The organism is Halomonas sp. DP8Y7-3 (assembly GCF_019801675.1).
Taxonomy (GTDB): domain Bacteria; phylum Pseudomonadota; class Gammaproteobacteria; order Pseudomonadales; family Halomonadaceae; genus Halomonas; species Halomonas litopenaei_A.
In genome coordinates, this window is sequence record NZ_JAHVIO010000002.1 from 39,176 (window position 1) to 55,037 (window position 15,862).

11 protein-coding genes and 1 pseudogene are annotated in these 15,862 nt (G+C 63.1%); 11 read left to right on the forward strand and 1 reads right to left on the reverse strand.

All coding sequences use genetic code 11. The features are described 5' to 3' along the window. Positions 1–52 precede the first annotated feature (52 nt). The 7 genes and pseudogenes from fabZ (at position 53) to tilS (ending at position 9,442) form a co-directional block, all read left to right on the forward strand. A complete protein-coding gene (gene fabZ, locus KUV86_RS01635) occupies positions 53–496 on the forward strand; it encodes a 3-hydroxyacyl-ACP dehydratase FabZ (protein WP_206940307.1) in 444 nt (147 codons plus the stop codon). Beyond that, positions 493–1,260: an acyl-ACP--UDP-N-acetylglucosamine O-acyltransferase gene (gene lpxA / locus KUV86_RS01640; protein WP_206940305.1), complete on the forward strand. Its 768-nt coding sequence runs from the start codon at positions 493–495 to the stop codon at positions 1,258–1,260. Before fabZ ends, lpxA begins: the two co-directional genes overlap by 4 nt. Positions 1,261–1,336: 76 nt before the next feature. Next, positions 1,337–2,527, forward strand: a pseudogene (gene lpxB, locus KUV86_RS01645) (lipid-A-disaccharide synthase); the annotation flags it as partial. A 232-nt stretch (positions 2,528–2,759) separates the two neighbouring features. Continuing rightward, the gene (gene rnhB, locus KUV86_RS01650) at positions 2,760–3,401 is read left to right on the forward strand and encodes a ribonuclease HII (RefSeq protein ID WP_206940302.1); all 642 of its coding nucleotides are present in this window, start codon (positions 2,760–2,762) and stop codon (positions 3,399–3,401) included. A gap of 46 nt (positions 3,402–3,447) precedes the next feature. After that, positions 3,448–6,957: a DNA polymerase III subunit alpha gene (gene dnaE, locus KUV86_RS01655; RefSeq protein ID WP_206940300.1), complete on the forward strand. Its 3,510-nt coding sequence runs from the start codon at positions 3,448–3,450 to the stop codon at positions 6,955–6,957. A gap of 154 nt (positions 6,958–7,111) precedes the next feature. After that, positions 7,112–8,065: an acetyl-CoA carboxylase carboxyltransferase subunit alpha gene (locus KUV86_RS01660; RefSeq protein WP_206940298.1), complete on the forward strand. Its 954-nt coding sequence runs from the start codon at positions 7,112–7,114 to the stop codon at positions 8,063–8,065. A gap of 93 nt (positions 8,066–8,158) precedes the next feature. Then, on the forward strand, positions 8,159–9,442 hold the full coding sequence (tilS, locus tag KUV86_RS01665) for a tRNA lysidine(34) synthetase TilS (protein ID WP_222483383.1): 1,284 nt from the start codon (positions 8,159–8,161) through the stop codon (positions 9,440–9,442). A gap of 84 nt (positions 9,443–9,526) precedes the next feature. On the opposite strand, the gene ppx is transcribed toward tilS, so the two are convergent. Then, positions 9,527–11,080: an exopolyphosphatase gene (ppx, locus tag KUV86_RS01670; protein ID WP_222161569.1), complete on the reverse strand. Its 1,554-nt coding sequence runs from the start codon at positions 11,078–11,080 to the stop codon at positions 9,527–9,529. Between the two features lie 439 nt (positions 11,081–11,519). Here ppx and rho point away from each other — a divergent pair, with 439 nt between their 5' ends. From rho to folM, 4 genes are all read left to right on the forward strand, one after another. After that, positions 11,520–12,779, forward strand: a complete 1,260-nt coding sequence (rho, locus tag KUV86_RS01675) for a transcription termination factor Rho (protein WP_206940285.1) — start codon at positions 11,520–11,522, stop codon at positions 12,777–12,779. Between the two features lie 78 nt (positions 12,780–12,857). After that, the gene (gene ubiD, locus KUV86_RS01680) at positions 12,858–14,351 is read left to right on the forward strand and encodes a 4-hydroxy-3-polyprenylbenzoate decarboxylase (protein WP_206940282.1); all 1,494 of its coding nucleotides are present in this window, start codon (positions 12,858–12,860) and stop codon (positions 14,349–14,351) included. Beyond that, positions 14,348–15,127, forward strand: a complete 780-nt coding sequence (locus tag KUV86_RS01685) for an FAD-binding oxidoreductase (protein ID WP_222161570.1) — start codon at positions 14,348–14,350, stop codon at positions 15,125–15,127. Before ubiD ends, KUV86_RS01685 begins: the two co-directional genes overlap by 4 nt. Further along, positions 15,124–15,837, forward strand: a complete 714-nt coding sequence (folM, locus tag KUV86_RS01690) for a dihydromonapterin reductase (RefSeq protein WP_206940278.1) — start codon at positions 15,124–15,126, stop codon at positions 15,835–15,837. Before KUV86_RS01685 ends, folM begins: the two co-directional genes overlap by 4 nt. Positions 15,838–15,862 lie beyond the last annotated feature (25 nt).

The window sequence follows — 15,862 nt, forward strand, 5'->3', positions numbered from 1 at the left end:
CCGCTCGTGTCCTTCTCGGAGAAGGGCTCTTGTCATTTTAGAGGTCGCTACGATGGTTATGGACATCAACGAGATTCGCGAATATCTGCCCCACCGCTATCCTTTCTTGCTGGTGGATCGGGTCACGGAATTGACCCACGGCGAGACCATCGTTGCCTACAAGAATGTCAGCATCAACGAGCCGTTCTTCAATGGTCACTTCCCGCACCATCCCATCATGCCGGGGGTGCTGGTGGTCGAGGCGCTGGCCCAGGCCTGCGGCATTCTTGGCTTCAAGACGGTCAATAAGCTGCCCGCCGACGGCTACGTGTACTACCTCGTCGGTAGCGATAACGTGCGCTTCAAGCGTCCGGTCATGCCTGGTGATACCCTGCAGCTGCGTGCCGAGGTCGAGCGGGCCAAGCGCGGCATCTGGAAGTTCAAGTGCCGTGCCACCGTGGAAGGTGAGCTGGCCTGTGAAGCCGACATCATCTGCGCCGAGAGGAAGATCGCTTGATACATCCGTCCGCCATCGTAGATCCCGGCGCCCGCCTGGCCGACGATGTCGAGGTTGGGCCCTTCAGCGTGATTGGTCCCGACGTCGAGATTGGCGAAGGCACCGTGATTGGTCCCCATGTCGTGGTGCAGGGGCCGACGGTTCTTGGCAAGCGCAATCGCATCTTTCAGTTTGCGTCTGTCGGCGAGGCTTGCCAGGACAAGAAGTACAACGGAGAACCGACGCGCCTGGTGATGGGCGATGACAACGTTGTCCGTGAGGGTGTCACCCTGCACCGAGGCACCGTGCAGGATCGCAGCGAGACCACCATCGGTTCGCGCAATCTGTTCATGGCCTATGTCCATGTCGGGCATGACTGCATCATCGGCGATGACTGTATTCTGGCCAACCAGGTGACCCTGGCCGGACATGTGCAGTTGGGCGATTTCGCCATTATCGGCGGTCTGTCGGCGATCCATCAGTTCTGCCGCTTTGGTTCCCATGCCATGGCCGGGGGAGGCTCGATCATCACCAAGGACACACCCGACTTCGTGATGATCAACGGCAACCCTGCTCAGGCCCATGGTCTCAATGTGGTCGGCCTCAAGCGGCGTGGCTTTGCCAGTGAGGCGATCCGCGCGCTCAACGAGTCCTACAAGCTGGTCTACCGGCAGGGACTGACCGTCGAGCAAGCGGTCGCCGAGATTCGCCAGCGGTTCTCGCTGGCGGAAACCGACGCCTTCGTGGCCTCCATCGAGGCGTCTACCCGGGGCATTATCCGCTGATGAACAGCGGCCTTGCCTGACCAACCGGTGAGGCCGCTGCCCCCGGGACACTCCATCGCTGATCCGGGGAGCCCCCATGACCCACGTCGTTCGCCAAGCCGAGAGTGACGCCGTCCCTGTCCGCCGTGTCTACCTGGTCGCCGGAGAATTGTCTGGCGACATTCTTGGCGCGGGATTGATGCGCGCGCTCAAGGCGCGACATCCTGGCGTCGAGTTTCGTGGGCTTGGCGGGCCACGCATGCTGGCCGAGGGCCTGGCGTCACTGTATCCCCTGGAAACCCTGTCGGTCATGGGCCTGGTCGAGGTGCTCAAGCACCTGCCCGAGCTGGTGCGTGTGCGTCGCCATCTGCGCCGCGACGCGCTGGCATGGCAGCCTGACATCATGGTGGGCATCGATGCGCCTGACTTCAATCTGGGGCTCGAGCGACAGCTGCGCGAGGCGGGTATCACCACGGCTCATTACGTCAGTCCGTCGGTATGGGCCTGGCGCCAGGGGCGGGTCAAGGGCATTGCCCGCTCGGTGGATGCCATGCTGACCTTCTTGCCGTTCGAGGCAGCCTTCTACGTCAAACATCGCGTGCCGGTGGCCTTCGTCGGCCACCCGCTGGCTGACGAGCTGCCGCTGGTGAACGATCGGCAGTCTGCCCGCAGGGCGTTTGGGCTCGAGCCGGACGAAGAAGTACTGGCGCTGCTGCCAGGTTCCAGGCGCAATGAACTGCGTTTCATGGCGGCGACCTTTGTGGAGGCCGCACAGCGACTGGTGGAAACGCGTGAGCGCCTGCGGGTGGTGATTCCGGCTGCCACGCCCGAGCGTCGCCAGGAGCTCGAGGTTCTGCTGCAACAGCGGCCGGCTCTTCGCGATCGCGTCATGCTGCTGGACGGTCAGGCCCGCGAAGCCATGGTGGCCAGCGACCTGGTTCTGCTCGCCTCGGGTACGGCGGCGCTGGAAGCCATGCTGTGTCACCGGCCGATGCTGGTGGGCTATCGCATGGCGCCGATGACGCATCGGATTGCTCGCTGGATGGTCAAGACCCCGTGGATCTCGCTGCCGAACCTGATCGCCCAGGAGTCGCTGGTGCCTGAACTGATTCAGGACGAGGCCAATGCCGAAGCGATTGCCCGGCAGCTGGAGGCCATGTTGTCGGATCCCCAGGGGCGTAGCGCGCTCGAGACGCGCTTCGCGGCGATGCATGAAGGCCTGCAGCGTGATGCCAGCCGTCGCGCGGCGGAGGCCATCGAAGCGCTGGTGGCAGGTCGGCCGTTGCCACCGAGTGTGGCCCCGGAGTGTGCGCAGGAGGTGGCGGACCCGGACAGTGCCGTGAGCGACGCTGGCGCCTCTAATAAGACCGCCGCAGGTGCCTCTAATAAGACCGCCGCGGGCGCTTCTCACAAGACCGCCGCGGGCGCTTCTCATAAGACCGCCGCAGGCGCTTCTCACAAGCTGGCTTCTCAGGATAGCGACACCGGCGCTGCACCTACGCAGGCCCGAGGAGACACGGATGGCCGCTGATTCGGCTCGCAAGGGGCGCGCCGCGAAGGCGCCGTTGCCGCCATTGGTGGTGGACTATGATGGCCAGCTCCTGGCTGGGGTGGATGAGGTCGGGCGCGGGCCGTTGGTCGGCGCGGTGGTCGCCGCGGCGGTGATCCTGGATCCCGAGCGGCCCATCGACGGGCTGACCGATTCCAAGGCGTTGTCGGCCAAGCGCCGAGAAGCCCTCGACGGGCTGATTCGTGAACGTGCGCTGGCCTTCCACGTGGCAGCCGCCAGCCCCGAGGAAATCGATCAGCTTAATATCTACCACGCCACGCATCTTGCCATGCGCCGTGCCATCGATGGGCTGATGCCTTCGCCTGAATACCTGCTGGTGGACGGCAATCGCCTCCCCGGGCATCATGTTCCCGGCCAGGCTGTGGTCAAGGGTGATGCCCGTCACCCGGCCATCGCCGCCGCATCCATCCTCGCCAAGGTGGCGCGGGATGCTGCCATGGTGTCGCTCGACCGGCGCTATCCTGACTATGGTTTTGCCCGCCACAAGGGCTACCCGACGGCTGAACATCTGGCCGCGCTGGAACGTCTGGGGCCACTCGACGAACATCGTCGCTCCTTTGCCCCTGTCAAGCGCCAGCTGGCGCTTTTCTGACCCGTATTCACAGCCCCGCCACGGCGGGTCGAGGTAAGGCTTTCACATGTCCGCTCCTTTCGTTCATCTTCGCGTCCATAGCGAGTTCTCTCTGGTTGACGGCCTGGTGCGCCTCAAGCCTTACGTCAAGGCTGGCGTCGAGCATGGCGCGCCAGCGCTGGCGTTGACCGATGAATCCAATCTGTTCGGCCTGGTGAAGTTCTACAACGGGGTCCAGGGCGCTGGCATGAAACCCGTGATCGGTGCCGACCTGTGGCTGGTCAACGCCCATGACCTGGATCATCCGTATCGGGTGACGCTGCTGGCGATGAATGACGTCGGCTATCGCAACCTGACCGAGCTGATCTCTCGCGGCTGGGTCGAGGGCCAGCGTCAGGACCGGGCTTACCTGGAGAAAGCCTGGGTACTGGAGCAGAGCGAAGGCTTGATTGCGCTGTCTGGTGGGCGTGAAGGGGACGTGGGCCGCCATTTGCTCAGCGATCATCATGCCGATGCGCGGCGTTTGCTGGATGAATGGTGTCAGGCGTTTCCCGGCCGTTTCTATCTGGAGCTGACCCGGACCGGTCGCCCGCTGGAAGAAGACTGCGTGCATGCGTCGGTGGCGTTGGCCATGGACACCGGGGTTCCGGTAGTGGCGACCAACGATGTGCGCTTCCTCAAGCGTGAGGACTTCTGGGCCCACGAAACCCGCGTGGCCATTGGCGAGGGCAAGGCGCTGGATGACCCCCGTCGCGAGCGGCGCTACACCGAGGAACAGTACCTCAAGTCGCCACAGGAGATGGCGGAGCTGTTTGCCGATATTCCCGCGGCGCTGGAAAACAGCGTCATGATCGCCGCGCGTTGTAACGTCAACGTTCGCCTGGGCGAGATCTTCCTGCCGGAATACGGTATTCCCGAGGGCATGACCCAGGACGAGTTCTTCCGCAAGATCTCCCACGATGGCCTGACCGAGCGCCTTGACGCTCTTTACCCGGTGGACAGCCACCCACGCGACAGCGACGACTGGGCGGCGCTCGAGAAGCGCTACCGAGAGCGCCTGGACTTCGAGCTGGACATCATCCTGCAGATGGGGTTCCCCGGTTACTTCCTGATCGTGATGGACTTTATCCAGTGGGCCAAGGACAACGATGTGCCGGTAGGGCCGGGGCGCGGCTCCGGTGCCGGCTCGCTGGTGGCCTACGCGCAGAAGATCACCGATCTCGATCCGATCCAGTATGACCTGCTGTTCGAGCGCTTTCTGAACCCCGAGCGGGTGTCGATGCCGGACTTTGACGTCGACTTCTGCATGGAAAAACGTGATCGCGTCATCGATTACGTGGCCGAGCGCTATGGCCGTAACGCGGTGTCGCAGATCGTCACCTTCGGCACCATGGCGGCCAAGGCCGTGGTGCGAGACGTTGCCCGCGCCCAGGGCAAGCCGTACTCGCTGGGGGACAAGCTGTCCAAGCTGATTCCCTTCGAGGTGGGCATGACGTTGTCCAAGGCCATCGAAGAGGAGCCCCAGCTCAAGGAATTCATTGAGGTAGATGAGGAAGCCCAGGAAATCTGGGACATGGCGCTCAAGCTCGAGGGGGTGACGCGAGGCACCGGCAAGCACGCCGGGGGCGTCGTCATCGCGCCCACCAAGCTAACCGACTTCTCACCGCTGTTATGTGACGAGGATGGCTCCGGGCTGGTCGTTCAGTTTGACAAGAACGACATCGAGGATGCCGGACTGGTCAAGTTTGACTTCCTGGGCTTGCGTACGCTGACCATCATCGATTGGGCGTTGGAGATGGTCGATCGGGTGCGCGCCAGCGAGGGCAAGGGGGCGCTGGATATCGATGCGATCCCGCTGGACGACGGCAAGACCTTCGAGATGCTCAAGAAGGCCGAGACCACCGCGGTGTTCCAGCTGGAATCCCGGGGGATGAAGGAGCTGATCAAGCGCCTCTTGCCGGACTCGCTGGAGGACATGATCGCACTGGTGGCACTGTTCCGCCCGGGGCCGCTGCAGTCCGGCATGGTCGATGACTTCATCAACCGTAAGCACGGACGGGCGGAGATCTCCTACCCCCACCCGGACTACCAGCACGAGCTGCTGAAGCCCGTGCTGCAGCCGACTTACGGCATCATCCTGTACCAGGAGCAGGTGATGCAGATTGCCCAGGTGATGGCGGGCTACTCCTTGGGTCAGGCTGACCTGTTGCGGCGCGCGATGGGTAAGAAGAAGCCGGAAGAGATGGCCAAGCAGCGTACCGGTTTCATGGAAGGCTGTGCGGCCAACGGCATCGATGCGGACCTCGCTGGCAACATCTTCGACCTGGTGGAAAAGTTTGCCGGTTACGGCTTCAATAAGTCCCACTCGGCGGCCTACGCGCTGGTGTCCTACCAGACCGCCTGGCTCAAGGCGCATTACCCGGGCCCGTTCATGGCGGCGGTGATGTCCACCGAAATGGACAACCTGGACAAGGTGGTGCCGCTGATCGAGGAGTGTCGCCATCTCAAGCTCACGGTCACGCCACCGGACGTCAACGTGGGCGGCTACAAGTTCACGGTCGATGATGAAGGCCGGGTGGTGTATGGCCTGGGTGCCATTCGTGGCGTGGGGGAAGGTCCGATCGGCGCCATTGTCGAGGCGCGTACCGCCGAAGGCCCCTTTACCGATCTGTTCGACTTCTGTCGCCGTATCGACCCCAAGCGCATGAACAAGCGTACCCTGGAGGCGCTGATCCGCTCCGGGGCGCTGGATAACCTGGGGCCCAATCGTGCGGTGCTCAGCGCGGCCCTGGATGACGCCCTCAAGGCCGCTGCGCAGAGTCACAAGAATCACAACGCCGGGATGATGGACCTGTTCGGCGAAGCGTTTGCACCGGACGCCGATGAAGGGGCCAGCGATCCTTATGCGGACTACCTGCGCGTGCGGGAATGGAGCGATCGCGATCGGCTGGCCGGCGAGAAGGACACCCTTGGTCTCTATCTGACGGGTCACCCCATCGATGAGTACGAAGAGGAGCTGGCACGTTTTGTCTCGACCCGCATCGCGGACTTGAAGCCTTCCCGGGAGCCGCAGCGGGTGGCCGGGCTGGTGGTGGCGCAGCGCACCATGAAGTCCAAGCGGGGCGACACCATGGCCTTCCTTACCCTGGACGACCGCACGGGGCGGATCGAGGCGTCACTGTTCGGCGAGCTGTATGACAGCGTGCGTGAACAGCTCGACAATGCCGAGGTGCTGATCGTCGAAGGAGAAGTCTCCAGCGATGACTACTCCGGTGGCCTGCGCCTGCGAGGCAAGGACGTCACCCCCATGGTCCAGGCACGCTCGCGCTTTGGCCAGGCGGTGGAGGTCTCGGTGGATGGTCGTCAGGCGAACGGCCGGTTGATTGACAGCCTGCGCGCAAGCCTTGAGCCCCATCGACATGAAGAAGGCCTGCCGGTGCGCCTGCGCTATCGCAATGTCGACGCTACCGGCTGGCTGGAGTTCGACGAGCAGTGGAAGGTCCTGCCATCTGATGACCTGTTGATCGCCCTGAGGGATGTCGAAGGACAGGATGGCGTACGTCTCAAGTATCGCTGAGGCGGCCAAAATACGCTGCGGCGTTAAGGTCGCTGGACGGCTGCGCCTTGCGTGGCCCCGTCAGGGTGCGATAATGCACACCACTTTTTATTTGCCATGGGTGGGCCTGCGACCTGCGGTCGCGCCCGCCTGACCATGATCACAAGGCTGGCCCATGAACCCCAACTATCTCGATTTCGAACAGCCCATCGCCGAACTGCAGGCCAAGATCGAAGAGCTTCGTCTGGTCGGCAACGACAGTCAGGTCAGCCTGGCTGACGAGATTTCGCGCCTTGAGGAAAAGAGCCGCAAGCTGACCGAGTCGATCTTCAAGGATCTGACGCCGTGGCAGGTATCGCAGCTGTCTCGCCATCCGCAGCGCCCGTACACGCTGGACTATCTCGAGCATGTGTTCAGCGACTTCGATGAGCTGCATGGTGATCGCGAGTTTGCCGATGACGCCGCTATCGTCGGCGGTGTTGCGCGTCTCAATGATCGTCCGGTGATGATCATCGGTCATCAGAAGGGCCGCGACGTCAAGGAGAAGGTCCGCCGCAATTTCGGCATGCCCCGCCCGGAAGGCTACCGCAAGGCGTGCCGTTTGATGGAAATGGCCGAGCGCTTCAAGATGCCGGTGCTGACCTTCATCGACACCCCTGGCGCCTATCCAGGTATCGACGCGGAAGAGCGCGGCCAGAGCGAGGCCATCGCCTATAACCTGGCGGTGATGTCGCGTCTCAAGACCCCCATCGTCTCCACCGTGGTAGGTGAAGGTGGCTCCGGTGGCGCCCTGGCCATCGGTGTCTGTGACGAGCTGATGATGCTTGAGTACTCCACCTACTCGGTCATTTCTCCTGAGGGGTGTGCCTCGATCCTGTGGAAGAGCGCGGAACGCGCCAGCGATGCCGCTCAGGCCATGGGGATTACCGCCAGCCGTCTCAAGGAGCTCGGTTTCGTCGATAACCTGATCAAGGAGCCGCTGGGCGGTGCGCACCGCTTCCCTTACGAGGCAGCGACGCGAGTGCGTGACGCCATCAGCGAGAGTCTGGAGCGCCTGGACGCTCTGGACAGCGACGCCCTGTTGGCACGTCGCTATGAGCGCCTGATGAGCTACGGCGCCCCCGCCTGAAGCGTCGGGTCTTCGTGGTAACCCCGCGGCCCCTGTCGTTCTGCGATAGGGGCCGCTTGCATGTGATGCCCGGGTATCGGGTGGAGAGCAGGCATGTCTGAGTCCCCTGGCCTTGAGGCCATTGTCGAGCCCTTTATCGATGACGTGCCCGCTGATCGCACGCTATGGGTGGGGCTTTCGGGAGGACTGGATTCCTGCGTGCTGCTGGCACTGGCCGCGGATGCCTGCCGGCGCCGTGGGCGTGCGCTCAGTGCGATTCATGTCCACCATGGCCTGCAGCCGGCGGCGGACGACTTTGCGCGCCACAGTCGCTCCTTGTGTCGCGAGCAGGGCGTCGCGCTGAAGGTGGTCCGGGTCAATGTCGATCTTGCGGGCAAGGGCCTCGAGGCGGCGGCCAGGGCGGCCCGCTACCAGGCCTTTATGGACATCATGGAGCCTGGAGATCATCTGTGGCTGGCGCAGCACGCTGATGACCAGGCCGAGACCTTCTGGCTGGCGGCCCTGCGTCGGTCGGGGGTGATGGGGTTGGCTGGCATGCCGACACGCCGTCAGCAGCAAGGACGTGTCATCGTCCGTCCGCTATTGAGTGTCGGACGCCTCGCGCTGGAGAAGGAGGCCGCCAGGCGAAGGCTCGCCTGGATCGAGGATCCCAGCAACCAGGACCTGTCGCTGGATCGCAATTTCCTGCGCCATCGGCTGGTGCCGTCACTGCTGGAGCGTTGGCCTGAAGCCCTTCAAGCGCTGTCCGCCAGTGCACGGCATGCTGGTGAGGCGGTATCGCTGCTCGAGGAATACGCCCAGGAGGATCTGGACAGGCTGGGGGGCGATCCGGCCAGGTTGCCGCTAAATGGACTACTGGCGCTGTCGCGACCGCGCCAGCGCTGGCTGCTGGGCTGGTGTCTGCGCTGTCTGGACCTGGCCACGCCACCGGGGACACGGCTGGATGAGATCATGTCCCAGTGCCGGGCCCGACGTGATGCCGAGGTGAGAATCCACTGGTCAGGTGGCGAAGCGCGTTGCTGGCGCGGCACCTTGTATCTGCTGGCGGACAGCCGCACGACCCCGGTCTCGCTGCCGGAGATGCCATGGTGGTCTGGGCGTGAGGTCGTGGTGGCAGGGAGGACACTTGCCCTGGTCGCGCCTCCTGGCCAGGCCCGTTGCCTGCTGACGCTGCGAGCGCGCCAGGGGGGAGAGCGCATTCGCCTGGAAGGCCGTGGACGGCGCGATGTGAAGCGGCTGCTGCAGGAGGCTGCGGTGCCTCCCTGGCAGCGTTGTCATATCGTGCTGCTGTGGCGAGCGGACGAATGCGTCGCGGTGCTGGATGCCGCTTCAGGGGCCTGGATCGCGGTAGCACAAGGCTGGACGGCCATTCCCTGACGGGAGTTTGCTCGCCGACGGGAACTTAGTACATGAACCCGCTAGGTGATCCCGCCAGCGTGCGTCTGTTGTCTGGCCACGTCGTCAGCTGTCAGGGGTCACCGCATGTAGCACCAGCGCGAAGTCGGTGCTGGCAAGATAGTCGGCTTCTCGTTCCAGGTCGGTGCACAAGAGTCCTGGCTCATCGCCACCTTCGTAGTGCAGGTGAAGGGTGTCGCCATCCACCTCGAGGCGCGGCGCCGCGGGCGCTTGCTCGGGGCGCGAATGGTTGAGAATGACCGCCAGGCGCAACAGCCGGGCCAGGCGCTGGCTGTCGCGCTGTTCGCTTTCGGGCAGCGCTTGCCACTCCTTGAGCGGAAACTTGCGGCGGTGTGCCCGTACCAGGAAAGACAGCAGGCGCTGCTCCGGGCGAGAAAAGCCAGCCAGGTCGGAGTATTCGAGCAGATAGGCGCCGTGACGGTGGAACTGGCTATGGGAGATGGATTGGCCGATCTCATGCATCCAGGCGGCCCATTCCAGATAGCGTCCGCGCTCCTCGTCCAGGTTCCAGTCCTGCTTGACCTGCTCGAACATGGCCCGTGCCGAGGCGGCGACATTGTCGGCCTGGCGTGTGTCCACGGCATTGTAGCGGGCCAGCGTCTCCAGGCTCTTCAGGCGCGAGTCCTCAGGACTGTTGCGGCCCGCCATGTCGTAGAGCACCCCTTCGCGCAGGGCGCCATCGGCGAAGCGCATCTGCGTCAGCTCAAAGGCTTCGAAGATAGCGCTGAGAATCGCCACCCCGGCCGGAAACACTCGTGCACGATCGGCCTTCAGACCCTCCATCGACACCTTGTCCAGCTGTTTGGTCTTGATCAGACGCTTGCGCAGCTTGGCCAGCCCATCGCGAGTGATGACGCCCTCTGGGGAGTCACCTGCAGCATGCAACACCGCAGCTGCCGCCTTGATGGTGCCGCTGGAGCCGACCGGATCATCCCAGCCCAGACGTTGATAGGGGCGACGGATGTTGGCGAGCTCCGACAGCGCGGCAAGCTCGGCGTTACGCATGCGCTTTTCGGTGATGTCGCCATCGCCGAAGAAGCGGCGGGTGAAGGTGACGCAGCCCATGGAGAGGCTTTCCAGCGCCTTGGGCTCGAACTGTTCGCCGATGATGAACTCGGTGGAGCCGCCACCGATATCCACGATCAGGCGTCGACCGCTTTCCGCCAGGGCATGGGCCGCGCCCAGATAGATCAGGCGGGCTTCCTCGCGACCGGCGATGATCTCGATGCGCGTGCCGAGCAAGGCTTCGGCGCGATCGATCAGCTCCTGACTATTGTGGGCATCGCGCAGGGCGTTGGTGCCCACGACACGCATGCGCGTCGCCGGAATCCCTTCAAGGAAGGGGGCGAAGCGCCCCAGGCAGTCCAGTGCGCGCGCCATGGCGTCCTCATTGAGGTAACCGTCCTCGTCGAGCCCGGCTGCCAGCTGGACCTTTTCGCCCAGTCGCGCCACCACCTGAAGCCGATCGTCCTGATAATTGGCCACCAGCAGGTGGAAGCTGTTGGAGCCCAGATCGATGGCGGCCAGGCGAGCAGGGTCCTTGCCGGGGTCATGGGGCGTCTCACGCAGGGCGCTGAGCGAATCCGAGGGTTGGTTCATGTGGGGTCCTTCACTGGAGATGGGTCAAGGTTGCGTATCGCTTTCTGGTATGTCAATGATCTGGGGGAGGCAGGGGGCTTGCGTTCCCTCGCCGGCTTGTCTAGTATCGGGTCATTCGCCTGTTTCGAATGTGTTTTCCCGGTCGCGTCGCTGCCGCGGCGTGACCATCCCAAGTCGTCAGACAGCCCGCACGATGCCAGCTCTGCCAGAGCCCCCCTAAGGGTTCCAGCAATCGAGATCTGGCAATGGCGAATGAATCTGCTCCCTCGTCCAGACGCTGGCGTGGTTCTCCCTTCTGGAGAGTCCAGCCCATGGCCCTATCATCTTTACCAGGCCTCGCACGAGCAGCCCCGGGCTCTGAACGCACTCAATCGGCGTGTCCTTTTTTCGCCCCACGGCGCCCTGTCGCCCGGCTTCCACGAGTAATTTCTGAACTCTGATGAATCTGACCGAACTCAAGCAAAAGCCCGTGCCGGAGCTTCTCGATATCGCACGCGAGATGGGTATCGATAATCTGGCCCGGTCCCGCAAGCAGGACATCATTTTTGCCATTCTGAAGAAGCACGCCAAGAGCGGCGAAGACATCTTCGGCGATGGCGTACTGGAGATCCTTCAGGACGGTTTCGGATTTTTGCGCAGTGCCGACAGTTCCTACCTGGCCGGCCCCGACGACATCTACGTCTCGCCCTCTCAGATCCGTCGCTTCAACCTGCGTAAGGGCGACACCATCTCCGGCAAGATTCGCCCCCCCAAGGAAGGCGAGCGCTACTTTGCCTTGCTCAAGGTCAGCCAGATCAACCTTGATCGCCCGGAGAACGCCAAGCACAAGATCCTGTTCGAGAACCTCACGCCGCTGTTTCCGCAGGATCGTCTGCGCATGGAAATCGGCAACGGTTCCACCGAGGATCTGACGGCCCGCATCATCGACCTCACGGCGCCCATCGGCAAGGGCCAGCGTGGTCTGATCGTGTCTCCGCCCAAGGCTGGTAAGACACTGATGTTGCAGAATATTGCGACATCCATTACGCGCAACAACCCCGAATGCCAGCTGATCGTGCTGCTGATCGACGAGCGTCCGGAGGAAGTGACCGAGATGTCGCGGACAGTGCGCGGCGAAGTGGTGGCGTCTACCTTCGACGAGCCCCCGGCGCGTCATGTACAGGTCGCCGAGATGGTCATCGAGAAGGCCAAGCGGCTGGTCGAGCACAAGAAGGACGTGGTCATTCTGCTCGACTCCATCACTCGTCTGGCCCGTGCCTACAACACCGTGGTGCCGTCTTCGGGCAAGGTGCTGACCGGTGGTGTCGATGCCCATGCACTCGAGAAGCCAAAGCGCTTCTTCGGCGCCGCGCGAAACATCGAGGAAGGTGGCAGCCTGACCATCATCGCGACGGCTCTGGTCGATACCGGCTCCAAGATGGACGAGGTGATCTTCGAGGAGTTCAAGGGTACCGGCAACATGGAAGCCCATCTGGATCGTCGCCTGGCCGAGCGTCGCGTCTATCCCGCTCTCAACATCCGTCGCAGTGGCACCCGTCGCGAAGACCTGATTGCCTCCGATGACGAGATGCAGCGGATGTGGATCCTGCGCAAGCTGCTCAATCCCATGGATGATACGGCTGCGACCGAGTTCCTGATTGATCGACTCAAGGACACCAAGACCAATATCGAGTTCTTTGAGGCCATGAAGCGGCGCTGATCGTCGTTCATTCGAGGTCAGTCGAAGGGGCAGCATGCTATGCTGCCCCTTTGGTGTATTTGACAGCGAGAAATTCGCATGAAGTATAGCGACTTGCGTGACTTTATCGCGGGTCTTGAGGCGGCTGGCGAGCTCAAGCGCGTTAGCGCGGAAGTGGATCCGTATCTCGAGATTACCGAGATCTGTGACCGGACCTTGAGGGCCGGCGGACCGGCGCTGCTGTTTGAGAATGTGAAGGGCAGCGACATGCCGCTGCTGGGCAACCTGTTCGGCACCCCGAAGCGTGTGGCCATGGGCATGGGGCAGGAGTCGGTGGAAGCGCTGCGCGAGGTCGGCGAGCTACTGGCGTTTCTCAAGGAGCCGGAGCCCCCCAAGGGCTTCCGAGACGCCTGGGAAAAACTGCCGATCTTCAAGCAGGTGATGAGCATGGGGCCCAAGACCGTGCGCTCCGCACCTGTCCAGGCGCGGGTGTTCGAGGGTGACGAGGTCGATCTCGACATGCTGCCGATCCAGCATTGCTGGCCCGGTGATGCGGCGCCGTTGGTGACCTGGCCACTGGTGATCACCAAGGGCCCGCACAAGTCCCGCCAGAACCTGGGCATCTATCGTCAGCAGAAGCTCGGCAAGAACCGCTTGATCATGCGCTGGCTGTCCCACCGCGGTGGGGCCCTGGATTTCCAGGAATTCCAGCAACAGCATCCTGGCGAGCCATTTCCCGTAGCGGTGGCTCTGGGAGCCGACCCCGCCACGATCCTGGGCGCCGTCACCCCCGTGCCCGACTCGCTGTCCGAGTACGCCTTTGCCGGCCTGCTGCGTGGGTCGCGCACCGAACTGGTGAAGTGTGGTCATGCGGACCTGCAGGTACCGGCGTCCGCCGAAATCATCCTTGAGGGGTTTCTCTACCCCGATGATACGGCGCCAGAAGGGCCTTATGGTGACCACACCGGCTACTACAATGAGGTAGAGACGTTTCCGGTGTTTACGGTGACGCGCATGACCATGCGCAAGGATGCCATCTATCACTCGACCTACACCGGTCGCCCCCCAGATGAGCCGGCGATTCTCGGGCTTGCCTTGAACGAAGTGTTCGTGCCGATCCTGCGTCGCCAGTTTCCCGAGATCGTCGACTTCTATCTGCCTCCGGAAGGCTGTTCGTACCGCATGGCGGTGGTGACCATGAAGAAGCAGTACCCTGGCCACGCCAAGCGCGTGATGATGGGGGTCTGGAGCTTTCTGCGTCAGTTCATGTACACCAAGTTCGTTATCGTGCTGGATGACGACGTCGACGCCCGCCAGTGGGAAGACGTGATCTGGGCGATCACGACCCGCATGGACCCTGCCCGGGATACCGTGATGGTCGAGAACACGCCTATCGACTACCTGGATTTTGCCTCTCCGGTCGCCGGACTCGGCTCCAAGATGGGGCTGGATGCGACCAGCAAGTGGCCCGGTGAGACCGATCGTGAGTGGGGCGTGGCGATCAGCATGGACGACAGCATAAAGTCCCGGGTCAGCGAACGCTGGGACGACTATGGTATTCCCCTCCCTGACACCGACAAGAGGTCGACATGACGGCAAGGACCCTGACCTGCCAGGTTATCGAGGTCGAGGATCTCACTCCTGACGTATTTCGTGTGGTGCTTGAAGGACGCGCCGAGGCCATGGCGCATGCGCCGGGGCAGTATCTGGAGATGCGTCTGTCAGACGACTGCTGGGTGCCGTTCTCGATCGCCAGTCGCCATCGCGATGACGGCAGACTGGAGCTGCACATTCAACACTGGCCGGAGCGCTCCAACTCGGCGCAACTGCGCGCCATGCTGGTGGTGGCGGAGCACCTGACGGTGCGCTTGCCCAGCGGTGACTGTGTGCTGGACGAATCGAGTGTCCGGCCCCTGACGCTGATTGCCGCTGGCACAGGCTTTGCCCAGATGAAGGCCATCGTCGAGGCAGCCCGTCACCAGCATCCCGAGCGTCCCATCACCCTGTGGTGGGCAGCGAAGGAGCGACGCGACCTGTATGCAGAGGAGCTGGCGCGACAGTGGGTGTCCGAGTGCGACAACCTGGTGTTCCACGCGGTCTGTGAGGCGGGTTTCGAGGAAGGCTTCGATGGTGAGCGGGTATACGCCCACCATGGCCGTATCGATGCGGCGCTGGGCGATCACCTGGAGGATGTGTCACAGGATGATGTCTACCTGTCCGGCTCTCCTGGCATGGTCTATGCGTGCGTCGATGTGCTGGCGTCGCTGGGTCTTGAGCCGTCCCGGGTGTTTTCCGATGTGTTTGCCTATGCCCCGCGTGACCCCTTGGTGCCGGTGGTCGGCAGCCTGATCAAGGAAGAGGCCCCGTGAGCGCGTCGCCGATCCTGATTACCGGTGGCGCCCAGCGGCTGGGGAGGCACTGTGCCGAGCGCCTGGTGCAAGATGGACATCCGGTCATCGTCAGCTATCGCCGTGAGCGAGCGGAGCTGGACAGCATGCGCCAGCGAGGCATCGTGACCCTTCAGGCTGATTTTTCCAGTGAAGCCGGCATTCTTGACTTCATCGAGCGCCTCAAGGGCCAGACTAACGCTTTGCGGGCAATCGTCCACAATGCCAGTGACTGGGCGCCGGACAGCCTGGACAGCGACGCCGGGGCCAACTTCGAGCGGTTGTTTCGCGTCCACATGCTGGCGCCTTACCTGATCAACCTGCACGCCAAGAGCCTGCTCGACGCCTGCAGCGAACCCCAGCGCGATATCATCCACATGACCGACTACGTCGTGCAAAAGGGGTCCAAGAAGCACGCGGCCTATGCGGCGACGAAGGCCGGATTGGATAACCTGACGCTATCCTTCGCGGCCCAGTACGCCCCTGAGATCCAGGTCAATGCCATCGCGCCGGCGCTGATCATGCTGAACGAACAGGATGACGAGGCCTATGCCGCCAAGGCGCGAGCGAAGTCGTTGATGGACATGGTGCCTGGCCCCGGTGTGATCTATCAGAGTCTGCGCTACCTGCTCGACAATCGTTACGTGACCGGTACCGTGATGGCCGTCGATGGCGGACGCCATCTGCGCTGAGGGGCCTCGCCAGCAGGCCCTGGTG

Bases quoted from the DNA above. Each gene is read 5' to 3' on its own strand.
- fabZ (WP_206940307.1), top strand. From the start codon at position 53: ATGGTTATGGACATCAACGAGATTCGCGAATATCTGCCCCACCGCTAT.
- rnhB (WP_206940302.1), top strand. From the start codon at position 2,760: ATGGCCGCTGATTCGGCTCGCAAGGGGCGCGCCGCGAAGGCGCCGTTG.
- dnaE (WP_206940300.1), top strand. From the start codon at position 3,448: ATGTCCGCTCCTTTCGTTCATCTTCGCGTCCATAGCGAGTTCTCTCTG.
- KUV86_RS01660 (WP_206940298.1), top strand. From the start codon at position 7,112: ATGAACCCCAACTATCTCGATTTCGAACAGCCCATCGCCGAACTGCAG.
- tilS (WP_222483383.1), top strand. From the start codon at position 8,159: ATGTCTGAGTCCCCTGGCCTTGAGGCCATTGTCGAGCCCTTTATCGAT.
- ppx (WP_222161569.1), bottom strand. From the start codon at position 11,080: ATGAACCAACCCTCGGATTCGCTCAGCGCCCTGCGTGAGACGCCCCAT.
- rho (WP_206940285.1), top strand. From the start codon at position 11,520: ATGAATCTGACCGAACTCAAGCAAAAGCCCGTGCCGGAGCTTCTCGAT.
- ubiD (WP_206940282.1), top strand. From the start codon at position 12,858: ATGAAGTATAGCGACTTGCGTGACTTTATCGCGGGTCTTGAGGCGGCT.
- KUV86_RS01685 (WP_222161570.1), top strand. From the start codon at position 14,348: ATGACGGCAAGGACCCTGACCTGCCAGGTTATCGAGGTCGAGGATCTC.